General features: G+C 48.1%; 19 protein-coding genes. 6 read left to right on the forward strand and 13 right to left on the reverse strand.

The window, feature by feature from the left end:
- Nucleotides 1-77: 77 nt before the first annotated feature.
- Nucleotides 78-602, forward strand: coding sequence for a hypothetical protein (locus HCG48_RS12855; RefSeq protein WP_168569520.1), 525 nt, complete (start codon nucleotides 78-80; stop codon nucleotides 600-602).
- A 75-nt stretch (nucleotides 603-677) separates the two neighbouring features.
- Nucleotides 678-2,444, forward strand: coding sequence for an ABC transporter ATP-binding protein (locus HCG48_RS12860; protein WP_168569521.1), 1,767 nt, complete (start codon nucleotides 678-680; stop codon nucleotides 2,442-2,444).
- Nucleotides 2,445-2,464: 20 nt separating this feature from the next.
- Here HCG48_RS12860 and HCG48_RS12865 read toward each other — a convergent pair whose 3' ends face one another.
- From HCG48_RS12865 to HCG48_RS12925, 13 genes are all read right to left on the reverse strand, one after another.
- Nucleotides 2,465-4,594: a S8 family peptidase gene (locus HCG48_RS12865; protein ID WP_168569522.1), complete on the reverse strand. Its 2,130-nt coding sequence runs from the start codon at nucleotides 4,592-4,594 to the stop codon at nucleotides 2,465-2,467.
- A 92-nt stretch (nucleotides 4,595-4,686) separates the two neighbouring features.
- Nucleotides 4,687-5,496 (reverse strand): LamG-like jellyroll fold domain-containing protein, encoded by an 810-nt coding sequence (locus HCG48_RS12870; RefSeq protein WP_168569523.1) that lies wholly within the window; start codon nucleotides 5,494-5,496, stop codon nucleotides 4,687-4,689.
- Between the two features lie 42 nt (nucleotides 5,497-5,538).
- A complete protein-coding gene (locus HCG48_RS12875) occupies nucleotides 5,539-6,576 on the reverse strand; it encodes an IS630 family transposase (protein ID WP_168571816.1) in 1,038 nt (345 codons plus the stop codon).
- Nucleotides 6,577-6,695: 119 nt separating this feature from the next.
- Entirely contained in the window at nucleotides 6,696-7,463 is a 768-nt protein-coding gene (locus HCG48_RS12880) for a LamG-like jellyroll fold domain-containing protein (protein ID WP_168571870.1), read from the reverse strand.
- A gap of 81 nt (nucleotides 7,464-7,544) precedes the next feature.
- The gene (locus HCG48_RS12885) at nucleotides 7,545-8,375 is read right to left on the reverse strand and encodes a LamG-like jellyroll fold domain-containing protein (protein ID WP_168571871.1); all 831 of its coding nucleotides are present in this window, start codon (nucleotides 8,373-8,375) and stop codon (nucleotides 7,545-7,547) included.
- A gap of 177 nt (nucleotides 8,376-8,552) precedes the next feature.
- Complete coding sequence (locus HCG48_RS12890) at nucleotides 8,553-8,759, reverse strand: cyanobactin biosynthesis system PatB/AcyB/McaB family protein (protein WP_168569524.1); 207 nt, start codon at nucleotides 8,757-8,759, stop codon at nucleotides 8,553-8,555.
- 148 nt (nucleotides 8,760-8,907) lie between these two features.
- Nucleotides 8,908-10,947, reverse strand: a complete 2,040-nt coding sequence (locus tag HCG48_RS12895; protein ID WP_168569525.1) for a S8 family peptidase — start codon at nucleotides 10,945-10,947, stop codon at nucleotides 8,908-8,910.
- A 452-nt stretch (nucleotides 10,948-11,399) separates the two neighbouring features.
- Nucleotides 11,400-11,597 carry a hypothetical protein gene (locus tag HCG48_RS25465; protein ID WP_210437229.1) on the reverse strand — a complete coding sequence of 66 codons (198 nt, stop codon included), beginning with the start codon at nucleotides 11,595-11,597 and terminating at the stop codon, nucleotides 11,400-11,402.
- 254 nt (nucleotides 11,598-11,851) lie between these two features.
- Complete coding sequence (locus HCG48_RS12905) at nucleotides 11,852-12,013, reverse strand: anacyclamide/piricyclamide family prenylated cyclic peptide (protein WP_168569526.1); 162 nt, start codon at nucleotides 12,011-12,013, stop codon at nucleotides 11,852-11,854.
- Between the two features lie 144 nt (nucleotides 12,014-12,157).
- On the reverse strand, nucleotides 12,158-12,313 hold the full coding sequence (locus HCG48_RS12910; RefSeq protein ID WP_168569527.1) for an anacyclamide/piricyclamide family prenylated cyclic peptide: 156 nt from the start codon (nucleotides 12,311-12,313) through the stop codon (nucleotides 12,158-12,160).
- Nucleotides 12,314-12,636: 323 nt separating this feature from the next.
- On the reverse strand, nucleotides 12,637-12,876 hold the full coding sequence (locus tag HCG48_RS26850; protein ID WP_375339333.1) for an anacyclamide/piricyclamide family prenylated cyclic peptide: 240 nt from the start codon (nucleotides 12,874-12,876) through the stop codon (nucleotides 12,637-12,639).
- A 135-nt stretch (nucleotides 12,877-13,011) separates the two neighbouring features.
- Nucleotides 13,012-13,200: an anacyclamide/piricyclamide family prenylated cyclic peptide gene (locus tag HCG48_RS12920; RefSeq protein WP_168569529.1), complete on the reverse strand. Its 189-nt coding sequence runs from the start codon at nucleotides 13,198-13,200 to the stop codon at nucleotides 13,012-13,014.
- A gap of 225 nt (nucleotides 13,201-13,425) precedes the next feature.
- Nucleotides 13,426-13,602 (reverse strand): anacyclamide/piricyclamide family prenylated cyclic peptide, encoded by a 177-nt coding sequence (locus tag HCG48_RS12925; protein ID WP_168569530.1) that lies wholly within the window; start codon nucleotides 13,600-13,602, stop codon nucleotides 13,426-13,428.
- Nucleotides 13,603-15,007: 1,405 nt separating this feature from the next.
- Between HCG48_RS12925 and petM the strand changes: the two genes are divergently transcribed.
- The 4 genes from petM to nblR all read left to right on the forward strand — a co-directional run bounded on the left by petM (nucleotide 15,008) and on the right by nblR (nucleotide 18,216).
- Nucleotides 15,008-15,112 carry a cytochrome b6-f complex subunit PetM gene (gene petM / locus HCG48_RS12930; protein ID WP_168569531.1) on the forward strand — a complete coding sequence of 35 codons (105 nt, stop codon included), beginning with the start codon at nucleotides 15,008-15,010 and terminating at the stop codon, nucleotides 15,110-15,112.
- Between the two features lie 243 nt (nucleotides 15,113-15,355).
- Nucleotides 15,356-16,327: an SDR family oxidoreductase gene (locus HCG48_RS12935; RefSeq protein ID WP_168569532.1), complete on the forward strand. Its 972-nt coding sequence runs from the start codon at nucleotides 15,356-15,358 to the stop codon at nucleotides 16,325-16,327.
- A gap of 196 nt (nucleotides 16,328-16,523) precedes the next feature.
- Nucleotides 16,524-17,441: an NAD(+) kinase gene (locus tag HCG48_RS12940; RefSeq protein ID WP_168569533.1), complete on the forward strand. Its 918-nt coding sequence runs from the start codon at nucleotides 16,524-16,526 to the stop codon at nucleotides 17,439-17,441.
- Between the two features lie 79 nt (nucleotides 17,442-17,520).
- Nucleotides 17,521-18,216: a response regulator transcription factor NblR gene (nblR, locus tag HCG48_RS12945; RefSeq protein WP_168569534.1), complete on the forward strand. Its 696-nt coding sequence runs from the start codon at nucleotides 17,521-17,523 to the stop codon at nucleotides 18,214-18,216.
- Nucleotides 18,217-18,226: the final 10 nt, after the last annotated feature.

An 18,226-nucleotide genomic window follows, 5' to 3' on the forward strand; every position in this document is an offset into this window, starting at 1 on the left:
GGCTTCGATAGGGGGACGATCGCCCTCCGCTTTTGTCAACCATCTGTTGCCAAAAATATTAAATTTAAAGGAACGCAATGAATTCTTCAAATCGAAAACTATTCGGCGCGATCGCCTTAACTTTTGCTTTAAGTTTGGCGAGTTGTCAGCCTCCATCTACACCGGATACACCGGAAGATATTCCAGAACCTCAAGTTTCGCAAAATTCTGCCAGCGATGGATTGGCAACCATGCCCGACGGTAACTATTTTTACGGCGAAACGGACAATCCGCAAGCGCCCGGACAACAATATCTCATTTTTGAAAAAAGTGGTTCCCAAATTCTCGGACAACTTTACAGATTTGGTACGGATAGCAGTAGTTGTTTCCAAGGAAAAGCGGGCAGCGATCGTATTGACGACGTCACCCATGCTTATTTTAACAGCGAACTGATGGGAACTATGGAAGAGAATCAAAATCCCTGGATCGTCGAAAAAGGAGAACCGATCGCCCTCGATCCTTTTGTAGAAATCGGCATCAGTGAAGCCCCGGATTTTGCCGTCCAACAAATTGACGAATGCCGCAAAATCTTACAAGAAAATCAAATCGGTCAATCGTCATAAAAAAAGATATTTTTACTGAAATTACGACTTGTTTTTTCTCCTTCAAACCCCACCATCTGAAATCTAAAACTCAACATGACCGTGCATCCCCTCCAACGCTTGCTCGCTTACGGACGCGATTACCGCGTGCGAATTGGGCAAGCGATCGCCTGTTCTATCCTTAACAAACTTTTCGATCTCGCTCCTCCGGCGTTAATTGGTGCGGCGGTCGATGTCGTCGTCCGTCAGGAAGACTCGCTAATCGCACAGTTGGGCGTGAGAGATATTTTTTCCCAATTAGTCGTTTTGGCAATCCTCACCTTTGTGACCTGGGGATTGGAATCCCTGTTTCAGTATGCCTACGATCGCCTCTGGCGCAACCTCGCCCAAACTTTCGAGCATGACTTGCGCCTCGACGCCTACAACCACCTGCAAAACTTGGAAATGGCGTACTTCGAGGAACGTTCTACCGGGGGGTTGATGTCGATTCTCAGCGACGATATCAACCAACTCGAACGGTTTCTCGATGTCGGTGCCAACGATATTTTACAAGTGTCTACGACCGTGGTAGTGGTCGGGGCGACTTTTATCGTTCTCGCACCGAGTGTATCTTGGGCGGCGATCGTTCCCATCCCCGTTATCGTGGTCGGATCGATCGCCTTTCAACGCACCCTCGCGCCGCGCTACGCCGAAGTGCGAGAAAAAGTGAGTCTTCTCAACGGCCAACTGGCCAATAATTTAAGCGGCATGGCGACGGTAAAAAGCTTTACGGCGGAAGCTTACGAAGCCAAGCGGATCGAACGCTACAGCAATGACTACCGACAAAGTAACGGTCGGGCGATCGCCCTGTCTGCAGCTTTCGTGCCGTTGATTCGCTTTGTGATTCTCGTCGGGTTTACCGGGATTCTCCTCTTTGGCGGCATGGCAGCCGTAGAAGGAACCCTGGCGGTGGGAACGTATAGCCTGCTAGTGTTTCTCACTCAACGCTTGTTGTGGCCGCTCACGCGCCTGGGTCAAACCTTGGATTTGTATCAACGGGCGATGGCGTCGGTGACCCGGGTGATGAATTTACTCGATACGGAGATTGCCATCCATCCCGGCGATCGCCCCTTACCCGTCGAGTCGGTTAAAGGTGAGATCGAATTTAAAGACGTTACCTTCGCCTACCGCGATCGCGCCCCGGTCGTCGAAAACCTGTCCTTCCAAGTTCGTGCAGGTCAAACGATCGCCATTGTCGGGGCCACCGGGTCGGGGAAAAGTACGTTAGTCAAGCTCTTACTGCGGCTTTACGAAGTGCGATCGGGACGAATTACCCTCGACGGGATCGACATCCAAGATTTGCAATTGCAGGATTTGCGCCGGGCGATCGCCCTCGTCAGTCAGGACGTGTTTTTATTTCACGGAACCGTCGCCGAAAATATCGCTTACGGCAACTTCGACGCCAATCGCGACCAAATCGTAGCGGCGGCGACGATCGCGGAAGCCCACGAGTTTGTCTCAAAACTACCCCAGGGGTACGATACGATCGTCGGCGAACGGGGCCAAAAGCTCTCCGGAGGACAGCGCCAACGGATCGCGATCGCCCGCGCCATTATAAAAGATCCGCCGATTTTGATTCTCGACGAAGCGACCTCGGCGGTAGACAACGAAACCGAAGCGGCGATCGCGCGATCGCTCGATCGCATCGTCCAAAATCGCACCACGATCGCGATCGCCCACCGTCTCTCGACCATCCGCCATGCCGATCGCATTTACGTCATGGAACGCGGGCGTTTGGTAGAATGGGGAACCCACGACGAACTGCTCGATCGCCCCGGCATTTACGCAAACTTGTGGCGAGTGCAAACAGGAGTTAAAGTATAAATCAAACGGGGTTGCAATGATTATTCCGAGACCGCCCAGGAACGCACTTCACCGAGGGTGACGGGAGTGCGATCGCTCACGTCGATCGTAAAGCGAAACACCCGTTTGGCGCGGAGGCTATTGTCCGGGTCGAAGAACTTTAATTTGACATCCCAGCATTCGCTACCGTAGCGGCAAAACGGGCTTTTTTCCACGTCAATACTGTGGAGTTCCATCCCGATCGCCACCGCTTCAGAAAAGGTTTGTACCGCTTGGAAAGCATTAGTCGCGGCAAAATTTAAGGCGCGATCGCGGGCAATTTGTCCGACATTTCGTAAGTCGTAATAGACTCGATTGAGGAAACTCGCCAAACAACGACGCACGATCGCCTCGTCCGTGGTTTCTCTTTCCCCAGCGACCACCTGCAGGGCAGATTCCACCAGGGTATTCACTTTCCAACCGTACATCCCTCTCGGGCTGTTAATTTTGAGAACGGGCACCACCTGACCGGAAAACAGGCGCACGGTTTCATCGGTCATCAAACCGGGAAGACTAATCCGTTCGATATAATCTTCGTTATCTTCGGGTAAGAGTTGACCCGCCAGCATATATTGTATAACTTCGTGAATCTCAGCCCCAAACGCGCCCACGGGTTCGATCGCATAGATCGGAGTCATTTCTATATTTAAGGTCCAAATGAGGGATTTGGCTTCCGATAGATTATTTTCTAGATAATCCACCATCTGGCGGGCATCGTAGGGATTGGCGGGAACTTCCGTCTCGCCAACCGTGACGGGAGGCATCAATTGTTTGAAGCTATCGCGGCGCGCTTCGGTTCCGAAATCGTACCCTAACGTTCCCAGGGCGTAGACCAGGGGCGATCGCTGGCTGGGAGTGACGTTACTGGGAACAATATTATTGTGAATCGTTGCAGGAGTCTCGACAGCTTTGGAAGCGGCGATCGCGGCTGAACTCACTTTTCCTCGTTCCCGTTTCTCACTCGCTACCACCTTGCTGGAAATAACGGGTTCTGCAATCTCCGAGGAGCTGACCGTTGTCACCCCTTCCCCAGCTTCCGTCCCGGTTTCCGGCGACGCCATTGCCGGATCGGCTTCCATGGGTGTCGTGGCGGAATCGGTCACCGTCTTCTCAGCAATATTGTCCGATTCCACAAGCTGGAGTGCTTCCCCCATCAGCAATTGGTAAGCCCCCGGAATGTTTATTTTTCCCAATAAACAGCGTTCCGCTTCTTCGACCTCACTCGGATCGCAAGCAATAGCACTATTGGTTAACGCAGCTCGCACCGCTTCCGCATCGGGGGCCGCACCCCGTTGCAGTTGCAAACTCATCAACAATGCTGCCGTTCCCGTGACGACGGGGGCCGCGCAACTCGTCCCTTTTTTGCGAATCGCTTCGTTAGTTCCCGGTTGCGCGCCTAAAATATTCTCTCCCGGTGCGAGAATCCCTTGGCTGGCATATTTGCCGCCGAAATTACTAAATTTAAAGGGTTCCCCATTATCTTTCATCGCCCCGACGGTGAGGACGTTTTCCAACACTGCCGGAATGCACCAACATTCGCCTTTATCGTTCCCGCCAGGGGCAATCACCAGGATATTATTGTCTTGTGCCTGACGGATAGCTTTATCGATAAATTCGTGGGCGAGCCCAGTTTGGGTGGGGTGACAGGCGGCGCAGTGGATAATATTTGCCCCTTGCTCGATCGCAGTGCTAATCGCACGAGATAGATTGAGGGGATTGATAAACTCCTCGTTACTGTAAGCGATCGGAATATTAATGACCGTAGCACTCGGCGCAATCCCTTCTACCGGGGAATTGGGTTGTCCGCAAATCGTGCTGATAATATGATTGGCGTGGAAGTGGAAATGTAGAGCAGTGAGGATGCTTTCGTCGGCGATCGCTTCTTGCATCAGCTTCGCTTTCTCTTCATCACTTTTGCCGCTACTTTCGATGTCGAGAAAAGCTTGAAGATGCTGCGGGTCAATTTCGACTTTTTCAGCCCAATACGGCTCGAAGCGAGTCAGATTCGCCCCTTGAAAACAAGCGCGCTCTAAATCTACCGGGCCGTCGAGAACGGCAATTTTAATGCGGGGGTCGCCTTTGGTGTGCGATCGCAGCGCCGCCAATCCGAGGATATCATTGAGGTCAGGCATTTTTAAATCTTAGAATAGGGCGAAAAATTGACAACAAAATGAAAAAAATACAGGTTTTCGCCAATCAATTGAAGTTTAAAGTTGAAGCACTTTTACGACCAAATACGACCGCGACGGAAGGATTGACTGTCACTCGATTGGGGTAAAGATTGCTTCCACCGATACCAATAGGCATAATCTTGCAAACCCGTTCCCAGGCTCGTCTCTAAAGACTGGCGCGCTTGAGGTTTTACAGGCAATTCTGTTGTTTGCCAAACCGCACCATTGATGGTGCCATCATAACCGTTTCCAGTCTTATCTTTGGCTACTGTTCCTCCACCCTCATTGAGAGGCCAATAAGCAGCTAATCCAGCTTCTTTACCTGTCAATCGGGTATTCATATTTTGTTGAATACGCTCTGGGGTTAAAGCGATATTCCAAATTCTAAATTCACTCAGCAAACCCGCCCAATGTTTATAAGAATCCCAAAAACAGCCAATAGTAAATGTTTCAACTCGAATTAAAGAGCGCTGATGTCCCGTTCCGCTTTGCCAAAGTTCTCCATTCCGGTAAATGAACATTTCTCCAGTTGTACTGTCTTTGACAAATGCCCAGTGATTCCAGGTATCTTTATATTCTCGTTCTTGAGTCCCTTTATGAATGCGATCGAATCCGGTTTGATTTCCCGCATCCCAATAAATATGATTAGTCCAAGGTAAGTGAATACTAAATATGCGATTGCATTCCGAGCTAGCCGCCCTGAGCAACCCGGTTTGATCCGCTAAACGATTGGCTCCATTTGCCCAAAATTCAAGGGAAATTTTGTCTGTCACGCGATCGAAAACTTGGGAAAATAAAATAAAATCATCTACCCCATCAAACGACAGAACGGATTGGTGGTGATTTTGAGTTTCTTGGCTCATAAGATTAGACCTATACCCTTTCATTGAGTAAATATAGCAATCCTAAGTCATTTGTGGCAAAAATCCATAAGAATATAGCTTAGGGAAATCAAAAACTTGGCCATCAGCAAATATCTTGAATAGCTCTTTAACTCTTTTAAATGAATCACATAAAAAATAAAATGTTCTCAAGAAATTTTTAGTTTGCAGCCAAATATCTTCAACTGGATTTTGCTCGGGAGCATTCGGAGCAAACTTCGTACAAGTAATCAACCATTCATCTTCTTCTAAGCCTTCATTTAGCTCTTTTAAAAAATCTCGAAATTGTTGAGAGTCGTGATACCTGGCACCATCCCAAAAAATGGCTAATTTTTGTCCCGGTCTTTGTTCTCGTAAGTATTGTATAAACTGAATGGTATTGTCGGTATCGGCTTTCGGGTATTCTTGAAGAATAAATTCATGAGTTTGGTAATCTAAAGCGCCATAATAACTTTGGCGACTTTTTTGGTTTTTAATGGGAATTTCGACTCTTATATCTTTTCTTCCCCAAACAAAACCCAAGACGTCTCCCCAAAGAAGATGACATTCATCAATCATAAACACAGCAAGCTTTCCAGCTTTGATATCCTCTTCCCAGTCCTTAAGCTTCTTTTGAATTTCTTCTTCTTTTTTTTTGACTAGCTTTTCATCTTTGGCTGGATTCTTTTTTTGCGACTTTTTCCAGCTCATGCCAGCCGCTTTCAGCAAGTCATAATAACTTTGATTTGAAGAATAAATCACGTTGTATTCTTGCTGCAAATATCGTTTTAAGTCAGACAATCTCAAATACTCTTGTTGTCTTATCCATGAAGTGATTTGTGTTTTTTCTTCCGGTTTTAGATAGCCTTTACTTCCTTTGTATTGAAGATTCAAACTCTCAACACCCTCAAAAATTGCTTTATTTTTCCATTGACTAACGAAGCTCGAAGAAACATTTAATATTTCTTCAATTTTCTTAGAGGGTTGACCAGATAATTTCATTTTGGCTGCCAATGCTCTCTTCATTTCTTTGGTATTTGTGGTATTTTCAATGAAATTATCTAGCTCGTCTATGATATTCATGAGGTCTGTCTGATATTGAGAATCTTCCGTGTATATTATAACAAAAAAAGCTTCCATGAATCATTTAGGACTGCTATATTTACTGAGGCGAATTATTGTAACAAAACGATCGCTAATCTTTAAGACCAAATACGACCGCGACGGAACGATTCACTGTCACTCGATTGAGGTAAAGACTGCTTCCAGCGATACCAATAAGCATAATCTTGTAAGCCCGTTCCTAAAGATTCCTTATGACTAGCTGGCTGAATGGGAACCTCCATCTGTTTCCAAGTTGGACTGGCGATCGTCCCATTATGGCCGTTTTTGGCTCGATCTTTGGCAAGATTACCTTCTCCTTCATCCAGAGGCCAATAAGCAATTAATCCCTTTTCTTTACCCGTCAATCGCTCGTTCATATTACTTTGAATTTCGGAAGCAGTACGGATATCGTTCCACAGGCGCAACTCAGTAATGACTCCATCAAAAAAATCCTGAGTTCCTTGTCTCGAACCGATATAGAAATTACCACTCCCTTGATAAATTCCACTATCCCGGGTTGCTATCAAGTTTCCGTCATAGACAATTCCTTGGTGTTGGCGATCGCGATCGTACAAACAACTCCAATGATGCCAATTCCCATCGGTGTATCTGTCTGTTGTATTCAGATCGTCCCCAAAAAACGCCAAAGTAAACATATTGTTATTCCGAAATCCAACATGTAATTCGTGTCCTCCTGTAATTGACCCTTGTTCCACAACCAGATCGGTTTGATTGACGGTGTTGCGTTTCGCCCAAAACTCAATTGTAAAACTAGTTTCTCGCAAATCGATGTTGCTTCCACAGTCAATAAAAGTGCCTTGACCGTCAAAAAATAACACCGATTGAAGCTGATTTGTATTAGTCATAACTCTTTCTATTTAACTGAAAACTAACTCAATTTAATAGACACAATTGAGATAGAGATAGATTGGCTAAAAGCGCGATAATTAAGACCAAATACGACCGCGACGGAACGATTTTTGTTTGGCAGATTGAGGTAAAGACCGCTTCCAGCGATACCAATAGGCATAATCTTGCAAACCCGTTCCTAGAGATTGCTGATTGGCTTGCTGAGTGCTAATTTCGCGTTGGCGGATAGGAATTTCCGATTGCTCCCAGGTTGCTCCTCCACCTACAAGCGTGCCATGATAACCATGACCCGTCTTGTCATTAGCAATATTTCCTTCACCTTCGTTAAGGGGCCAGTAAGCAACTAACTCCGGCTCATTTCCTGCAAGCCTAAAGTTCATATTCGCTTCAATTTCTTGAGCTGTACGAACTCGATTCCAAATCCGAAAATCGGAAAGATACCCCTTAAATGCTTGGTTAGGGTCAAAGCCTCCCCCAACCGCATCCTGCTCTTGACCCAATACCAACGATCCATCGGGACTAATCGTTTTCCCTTTGTGTATGCTTTTGTCGTCACTCGTAGCAAATTCTTGGTGTCCGTCCTTATAAATTTTTACTTGTCCCGTTTCACTGTTCCAAGTCACCGCGCAATGATGCCACTGACCGTCATTAAATGATGCAATATCACTGTAGGCTCTTGCATTATGAATAATGACTTGTTGATTTTTAGCCCATCGAAACATAACAAATGCGTTACCCGCTCCTGGTGCCTCATAAGAAACAGGTGTTATATCGTTCGTTGCCTCAGTCTTCAGCCACAACTCGACAGTCACGGCGCTCTTTGGAAATGCTGTAAATGGATTGAGAATGACATAATCTGTTAATTGACTTCCATTATTTAAACTTAAGACAGCTTGAGGATTGGACATGGTAAAGCTTCCTGAACAATTAACAAAGACACCTTGATACAGATCTTTGAAATCCTAAATATTTGCGATCGCTCGATCCGGCACCTATCACCCTTTCAACGAATACGGCAGACCGACAGAGACCGACAATCAGCCAATCTTTGTGCAGTGCTGCCCGATCGCGATTTGCCCTAAGATCTAGCGCATCATAAAAATTGAAGATGTTTTGAGATACGCATAACCGGGATAGTTAAATCTAGCCGGATCGTTGTAGTTCGCTCCATGCAATAAATCCATCCGGATTCCTAATAAATCGTCGGGACGACCGTTAACCAAATCGACGCACTCCGCAGGCTGGACAAAATGAGGGCGTTTGATGGGGCGGCATTGTTTGGGTAATCTCATAGCAATCTATCGTGAGTAATTTAAGTAATTTGCTCGTTCTTTAACAACCCATACCAAGCCTATATGAACTTACACGAGGTATTTAACCATTACCCCAGTATCCTTTCATACAGACTCGGTACGAAGCACGGGCAAGAAGACGAACAATTTAATATGGAGACGACCAGGAACGAACTTCGCCCAAAGTAACTGGAATTAAATCGCTGACATCGATAGTGAAGCGGAAAACTTTCTTCGCACGGCGGCTGTTTTCCGGATCGAAGAATTTGAGCTGCACGTCCCAACAGTCGCTGTCCACACGACAGAAGGGGCTTTTCGCAACATTGATGCTGTCGAGTTCCATCCCCGCACCAATTGCCTGCGAGAAAGTTTGAGCCGCTTGGAACGCATTCGTCGCCGCAAAGTTGAGAGCGCGGTCTTGCGAAGTTTGCCCCAGGTTACGTAAATCGTAGTAAATCCGATTGAGGAAGCTGCTGAGGGTGCGGCGCATTTGCTCTTCATCGGCTCCCGCTTGTTCGGCGCCGACGGCGCTGATGGCTGCATCGACCAGGTTGTTAACCCGCCAGCCGTACATTCCCCGAGGGCTTTGGGGTTCGATCACCGGAACAGTCTGCCCGGAGAACAAGCGCACGGTCCGTCCCGTAATCCGTCCCGGAATACTGACACGCTCGATATAGTCGTCCGCATTTTCCGGTTGGACTTGTCCGGAGAGCAGCTCTTGTAACACTGCATAAACATCTCGGGCGAACGACCCAATCGGTTCGATCGCATAAATCGGCGTCAGTTCCAGGTTAAGCGTCCAAATTAACGATTTAGCCTCCGAAAGGTTTTCACCCAGGTAATCGACGATTTGGCGGGCATCGTAGGGATTCGCGGGAACGGGGGTGCCGCCAATGTCTACAGCAGGCATCAGTTGTTTGAACGAGTCGCGCCGAGCTTCCGTACCGAAGTCATAGCCGAGAGTCCCAATCGCGTAGACGATGCCGTCACTGGATTCGGCAGTTTGACTGGGGGTTACCGGGGTGGTCGTGGTTTCAGGCATAGATGCTCCTTGAGAAGTAACGGGGTTGACAGGGGTGGAGTTGGCGGAGGGGTCTGCTACGACTGCGGCGGCAACCACTGTAGAGGTTGCTGTCGGCTCGGAGGAGGGAACCGCCGCCGCAACAACTTGCTTGTGTTCTTCAATTTCTCGGTTGTTTTTGTTCGCTTCAACCGTGGTTTCGGTAGGTTCGGGGGTGCCACCACAGCTACATCCACCTGAAGCGTCTACCGTTTGTGCGATCGCTTGCTCTTCGACAAAATCCGACATAGTTTCTCCTATTAACTGTTGAATGGCACCGGGAATATTCAAAACTCCGGCCAAACATTTGCGGCCATTTTTAGTTCCGGCAAACTTGCAGGGGAGGGCGCTCGCCAGGATGGCCTCTCGCACCGCTTGGGGGTTGGGGTCTTCCCCTCGCTGGGCTTGCAAGCTCAACAATAGAGCTGCTACCCCCGTCACGACGGGCGCCGCGAAGCTCGTACCGCTCAACCGGAGAGTGCCGCCCCCCGGTTTGGCTCCCAGGATATTCTCACCAGGAGCGAGGATGCCTTGGGTTTGGTAAGTTTCTCCCCAGTTGCTGAAATCGAGGGGATGCCCTCTGGCATCGGTGGCTCCCACCGCCAGGACGGCAGGTAGGGCGGCGGGGACGTGGAGGCAGTCGCACCCGTCGTTTCCGGCGGCGGCGACGAGGAGAATATTTCTATCCCGGCACATTTTCACCGCTCGGTCGAGCCAGTCCTCGGCTTCGCCGATGTCGGTAAGGGAACCGCCACTGATATTAATGACTTGCGCGCCCTTGTCGGCGGCTTGTTCGATCGCTCGTGCGAGATCGAGTTGAGAAAGTTTACGGTTATTGTCGGCAAAAACCGGAGCGAGCAGCCCGCGACATTGAGGGGCGATGCCGGGGACTTCACTCTCGGGTTGTCCGAAAATCAGGCTGGCAATGTGAGTGCCGTGGGTAGACATTTGCCCGGTGGCGCTGGCTCGTTCGCGAACGAGGGTAGGGAGGCGCGCGAGGTTTGCGCCTTGGAAGCAGGGGAGATCGGTATCTACGACGCCATCGAGGACGGCAACGGTAATATCTGACGTGCCTTGAGTAAGGTTGTAGAGTTGTGAAAAGCCGTGAATTTTTCTTAGATCGACCATTCGATTTTTAATAGATTAGGATTGACAATTTGCATGTCATTTGATTGTATTTTCCCGAAAAGATAGCTGTTAGTAAATCTATCAAAGCCGATCGATTCATCAGGATTATGCGTTAATAATATTTAGCTAAAAATGCTAAAAATTTAAGTAAAATCTCGAATTGTAAGCCCCGTACAAGCTTCAGCGAGTTAGCCAAATTTTAGCGGGGCTACAACTAATTCATCCCCTCAGAAAAACCCAGTAATTAACAGTTGAATTGCTGCCGCTTTGTCGTGCTAGTTTTCGTCAACTTCTAAATTGACACAGGTTTTCAGTTTGTTCTTTTGTTCATTGAGGTAAAGTTTTCGCCCTACTTGGCCAAAAATTTTTGACCGGGGTTGAAGAATTCGTTCGCGTAGTATGTTGAGTTGGGGGGCGATCTTTATGACATTGGGTTGTTGAGCAAAGGTATTTTAAAACCAACCGCTTATGGTGTTTCTAACCCGATCTCCCATGGCATTGAGTTTTGGCACCACGTCTGTTAAGACGACTGGGAGTATAGCTGAGAACAGACCTTGGGCGTCAACTGCATTATCATCACCAGCAAAAGTTCCCAAATCTTTACGTTGTACTGGAGCGACAACCTGCGGATTCAATTTTTTGGTTTTCATGCTTTTCCTCAGTTTCTCTTTAAATTAAAGTACAGCTTAGGTTTATCAAAAGAACTAGTGTTCTCTTGAGGGTTTGAAGGGACAGAAATGGACTAAAATAGCCATTCCTCTCCCTCGCTTATTCTGCATACTAGGTATCGGGAAACACCAAGGTAACAATCCTTGTGGGTCACTTCACTGAGGCGAACCCTATTACCTGGTTAGCAAAACAAGAGTTTTTGCCTTTTTTTAGATGTGTGATAGCCGTGAGAATATTACTCGGCATCATCACCCGCAAAAGGAATTGGAAAAGGATATCCAGGAATGATATCTTGCAAAATGGAGGGGGCGATCGCCGTTCCAGTTTGAGAAGTAGTAGCAGCATTGCCACGCTTCACAGGAGCGAGATTGGCTGGAGTCAGCTTTTTGGTTTTCATGTTTTTCCTCTTAGTTCAAGTTGAAGAAAGTCAAGTAACCGATACAGCATCGAATGACTTTCCGTAATTCTAGGTTGAATCCTTACCTTGCCATAGCTAAAAAGTTTGGTGCCTTTTTGAAGGTGAGGAATAGAATTACAGTGACTATTCGGCATCATCACCCGCAAACGGGATGGTGATTGGACCAATCGGAATATTCAGGATGGACGCCGCGATACCATTTCCATTATTAGGATCGGCAGCAGCATTTTTACGCTTCACCGGAGCTACATTCGCGGGAGTAAGTTTTTGAGTTTTCATCGTTGCTTTCCTCATTAATTTGAGTGATTTTACCAGGATGTAACTTCCTGGGTTGTTGATAGATAACGTATCTTTTATTTTTTTTAATGTCAATAGTTTTTCAGTATTTTTTTGTCACTAAAATAATCAGAAAAATTGCAATAAAAAGCGGGCAAATTGCTATTTAAGCTTGCAATTCGCCAAGACAGTTATGGAAACACAACGGTCACTTGCTAATTGAAAAAATCTCTATTTTTCCACTCTTTTTTTTCTTAGTAGATTGCGGATTAACTCACCAATCACAAGGGTTTTAGTTCAAGTGAATGGTGAACCTCTACTAGAAATTACTCGGCATCGTTACCAGCAAACGGGAGGGGACATCGCCCCACCAGACAGGGCAGATGTGATGGGGCGATCGCAGTGCTATCACGAGAAGCGATCGCAGTGGTTTTACGCTTCAGGGGAGTTGCATTAGCGGGAGTGAGTTTTTTGGTTTTCATGGCTATTTCTTCCTTGGGTTGATTCGGAAAAACATAAGACTTTCCAAGTCCGTGAGTTTCGGACTGGCTTGTAGATTCCTGCATAAGCAAGAATCAGAGAGGATGAGGGAACGTATTTAATAACGATCGGAAATGCGATGAGTCTCTCGTTTTTGAGAGAAACTCTCGCTTTCTCTTCGCCGACGACCCTTTTAGAAGGTCGCCAGTAAAATTTAAGGACTATTCTGCGTCATTACCCGCAAAAGGAAAAGGCGAGCCGACATCGTTGTTGCCCAATGAAAAAGGAGATCCGACGATAAACATAAGCGGTGCGATCGCACTCCCCCTATTCCCATCGCGAGAAGTCGTGACGCAGGTTTCGCGTTTCACCGGAGGGACGTTGGCGGGAGTGAGTTTTTTGTTTTTCATGGTGATTTTTCGATCGATTTGAGTGTTTTCTTCCAGATGTAGGCTTCGCTCGCAAAGCTGAAAGCATAGCTTTTCGCGAACGGAACCCTCTCGATAGCTCAATAGCTATCCAGTTAAGTCAATGTTAGGCTTGTAGCCTCCTATTTACTAGGTTTGACTATCTACAAACCCCTCTATTGTTTTCAGTAGAAAGACGAACGAAGACTAACGATCGAATAATGCTGATTACTCCGCATCATCCGCAGCAACTGGATCGTATTTTCTTCCTTCACTGCCCCAGATCCACCATTGCCATTGAGTTTGGGGATGGACTGCACTGGCGTAGCGATCGCGAGCGACTGTTGCTAGGGCATCGCGTTTAACTGGAGCTCCATTTTGAGGGACTAATTTTCGAGTTTTCACGGTGTATTACCCTTCAAAACACAAGTTTTAGATCCGTAATCACCACAACGCTACTGAGAACGTTATCGATCTAATTGGCCATAAAAAGCCAGTGGTTAAGGTTTTACACTTAACCCAAATTGGATGGTAGGGTATCCGTTTTGCAGTCGATCTAGTTTTTGTAGAAATACTCAACAAAGAGTTCGCAGTCAAACAGCCTTACTGGGATCCACTTTCGGTTTTAGGGGATCCACGATCGCCCTGAAAGCGCGATCGCTGGCTTCACTCTTTAAAAGTAATAGGTTGTAGGGGGGTATGACAGCTAAAGTACGCTTTTTTGTGTCCCGATGTCAATTTTTTTTGGGTAAAGTTTTATAAAATTCACCTAAAAGCGTAACCGTATCACAGGTTACATCAAATGAAGTCGATCTAAGGTTTAACCCAGGAGTTCGATCGAAATAACCCGAGTCGACTGTCCTAATGGCATACATTAAAAATTCGCGAGTGAGGTAACTCCCCATGACTTGAATATAGAGGAAAGAAGTAAACGCGGCTGTTTCGGCTCCCATTAAAAGTTTTATTGATTAGCACAAAACTTAGTTAGAGTAGTTAAATACCAAAAAATGTTCTGAAGTTACTCTAATCTCTGTAACCTCAGAACATTTTTTTGAAAAGGTGCAATAAATTTTCTTGAAATAGTCGATACACAATCCGGCAACTTTAAACCTATAGTTTTAACCGATCGACCCTTACAAGATGGGAAAACTTGCTGTTTCTACAAGGATCTAGCGTCTCGGGATTGAGGCTTGTATATAATATTATCGATCTGCATGATAATTACTATACTAAAGTTGCGTGGCTAAGGGGTATATCTGAAAAGAGAATCGTAAATCTCTAAAGAGCAGTTTTTAGAGATTGTTTATAAAGACAATATAAAAAATCTAGTAGGGGTTTGATTCCTAAATCCCTACTGGAGATAATAGAAACGTCGATTAATTTGGGGTAACCAGATAATACGTCGTGCTTACCCCACTGAACTTGCGCGATCGCGAAGGGGACTGAATTGAGCCGTTATTCCCATCACTCAATTGGTTGATGCTTGCGATCGCGCTGTTGTCTGACAGGTGGATCGACGAACTAGGAATCCTCCTACCTTCAGGTGAGGGAAAACGTCAAAATTGCTCTGAAAACTTGGCGCTAAAACGGTTAGAGAAATTCACCATTGGCTAGACAAAGGAGAATCTCTCTCAATGGTAACGGTTGCACTCAGCATTGCGAGGACGTCTCATTTCTCGATTGCGTGCTAGAAGAGGCGCGCCAAACTGGTTTACAATTCGGGTTGCGACGGTGTAACTGCTGACTGGTTCGTCCGGTCGGCTATGGAATCGCACCCTCGATTTGTCATTCATAGAGGAGAGATTGGCCGATGGCTGGTGAAATTTTTAATGCAGCGTTTTTATCGTTTTCCCTGATTCTCGTGGGATTGGCTCTCGGGTTCTTGTTGCTCAAAGTGCAAGGCGCCGAGGAGTAGACCGCTCCCCATTGGCTCCCGGATGGCTGGCATCGGGGCGCAAAATAACAGCGTTGCACCTCGCGATCGCAAGAGGTTGCAGCGCTGTTGTCGTTGGAGGGGCGATCGCTGGATTAGATTTATATATACTATATAAAACACAAAGTTTGCTTAAATTCTCAGCAAAACTGGGGAAAACGAGGGGAAAAGGGAACGATTTCTGATAAAATTTCATAAAAGTTAAAATTTCGTCATTAATCCTGAATGAGTTTATTGGTTGTCGGTGCTACGGGTACGCTCGGCAGACAAGTCGTGCGGCGCGCCCTAGATGAGGGCTACTCGGTGCGCTGTTTAGTCAGAAGTTATAAGAGAGCGGCCTTTTTGAAAGAATGGGGCGCCGAATTAGTACGCGGAAACTTGTGCGAGCCGGAAACCCTGCCCCCGGCGCTAGAAGGGGTCACGGCGATTATCGACGCAGCGACCGCCCGGGCGACGGATTCCTTGAGCATTCGCGATGTGGACTGGGAAGGTAAAGTCGCCCTCATCCAAGCGGCGAAAGCGGCGAACGTCGATCGCTATATCTTCTTTTCGATCCTCGATGCGGACCGCTACCCCCAAGTCCCGCTCATGGAAATCAAGCGCTGTACGGAACTGTTTCTCGCCGAATCGGGGCTCAACTATACGATTTTGAAACTGGCGGGATTCATGCAAGGGTTGATCGGTCAGTACGCGATCCCGATTTTAGAAAATCAATCGGTCTGGATTACCGGACAGAGCGCGCCGATCGCCTATATGAACACCCAAGATATCGCCAAATTTGCGGTGCAGGCTCTAAAAGTGCCGGAAACGGAGGACAAAACCTTCCCCGTCGTCGGCGATCGCCCCTGGTCCTCCGAAGAAATCATCAAACTCTGCGAGCGCTTGTCCGGTCAACGGGCAAAAATCACCCGAATTCCCCTCGGACTATTGCGGGCGGTCCGCCGCCTGACTCGCTTTTTCCAATGGGGCTGGAATGTGTCCGATCGCCTCGCCTTCGCCGAAGTCCTGGCGACGGGCAAACCCCTAACCAGCTCGATGGAAGGAGTTTACGAAGTCTTCGGTCTCGACCCCGACGAAACCACCTCCCTCGAAAGCTACCTGCAAGAATATTTCAGTCGCATCCTCAAAAAACTCAAAGAACTCGATTACGACAGCGATCGCGCCAAGAAACAGCCGAAACGCCGCAATCCCTTTTGAGGCCAGCCTCAGATCGGCACGCCAGACCTTTCTGGTACAATTAAACCCGGTCGGCGCTTGCCCGTCCGACCCGGTTTAATCCAAACCTTTTTCATTGGCTTATTGCCAAAGCGCGCGTATCTCAACTAGGTCGCTGGCGCCAATCAGTCAACGCCGCGATCGTGAAAAAATCACTTTAAATTGGACTTGTTCGCTTGTGCCGAAAACAGGCATTATCTACAACGACATTAAACCAATCGCTTGTCGGATCGCCCACGAGTGGAAAGACAAACTGACCGCCCGAGGATGGGACGTGGAAATGGCGACGGGGATGGGCGGACTGTTAGGTTATTCCGGTCCGGAAAAACCGATCTGTCACACGCCCATCGAAAGCCTGGCCCCTCGCGGCTTTGACGAAACCATGAGTTTCGCCCTCGTTTTAGGCGGTGACGGTACGGTGCTGTCCGCCTTTCGCCAAGTCGCGACCGCAGGCATCCCCCTGCTGACGGTCAACACCGGACATATGGGGTTCCTCACCGAAACCTACGTCAACCAACTCCCCGAGGCGATCGACAAGGTGATCGCGGGCGAATACGAAATCGAAACCCGCTCGATGCTCACCGTCCGGGTTCTCCGAGATGAAGCGAGTACCTGGGAAGCCCTCTGCCTCAACGAAATGGTCTTGCACCGGGAACCGCTTACGAGCATGTGCCATTTTGAAATCGATATCGGTCGCCACGCGCCTATCGATATCGCCGCCGACGGCATTATCATCTCGACGCCGACGGGTTCGACCGCTTACGCCCTCTCTGCGGGCGGTCCGGTGATTACCCCGGAAGTTCCCGTCTTGCAACTGGTCCCCATTTGCCCTCATTCCCTCGCCTCTCGGGCGTTGGTGTTCGCCAATACGGAACCCGCCACGATTTTTTCCGCCAATCCGGATCCGTTGGTGATGGTGGTGGATGGCAATGCAGGCTGTTACGTGCTGCCCGAAGAACGGGTTTACGTGGAGCGATCGCCCTATACGGCCAATTTTATTCGCTTGCAACCCAACGAATTTTTCCAAGTTTTACGAGAAAAACTCGGTTGGGGACTTCCTCATATCGCCAAACCCGCGTCAGTGGAATTGCCGTGAGGGTCTCCGATGACGCGGCATTCCCATTTCGTCGTGACGCGATCGCTCCCCTCGTGACTCCCGGCGTCGCAACCCCATCATGAATCCACTTACTCCCGAAGCCAGTCCCTGCGTTCTCCTGATGCAAGCTGACACCGTGTTAGCCGAGCAAATGCGTTTGGATCTCCAAGAAGCGGGCTATCAACCCGTAGTCGTCGGCGATGCCAAAAGCGGTCTGGAACGGGCAAAGGAACTGCAACCTGCCCTCGTGGTCATCGACCGGATGCTCTCGGGAGATTCCGGTCTGGAGGCGTGCAACCAATTGCGGCGCTCGGGGAACTGCACGCCAGTGGTGATGTTGATGTCTCGCGATAGCGTCGAAGATCGGGTCGCCTGTTTGGAAGCGGGCGCCGACGATTATTTCCTCAAACCCTATCGCAGCGAACTGTTTCTCGAACTGATCCGCCTTTACTTACAACCGGATCGCTCCGGAAGCGAACAGTTGCGCTTTGGGGATTTGGTTCTGGATTTGTCCTCGCGCACTGCATTACGCAACGGGCGCACGATCGAGTTGACGATGAAGGAATTCGACCTGCTTAAATATTTGATGGAACATCCCCGAGAAGTCCTGACGCGCGATCGAATTCTCGAAAATGTTTGGGGTTACGATTTTATGGGCGAGTCGAACGTGATCGAAGTTTATATTCGTTATTTGCGTCTGAAAATGGAAGATGACGGTCAAAAACGGTTGATTCAAACCGTTAGAGGGGTCGGTTACGTATTGCGAGAACCGTAAGGGAGGAGGT

This window comes from Oxynema aestuarii AP17 (assembly GCF_012295525.1).
In the GTDB taxonomy this organism is placed as follows: Bacteria; Cyanobacteriota; Cyanobacteriia; order Cyanobacteriales; family Laspinemataceae; genus Oxynema; species Oxynema aestuarii.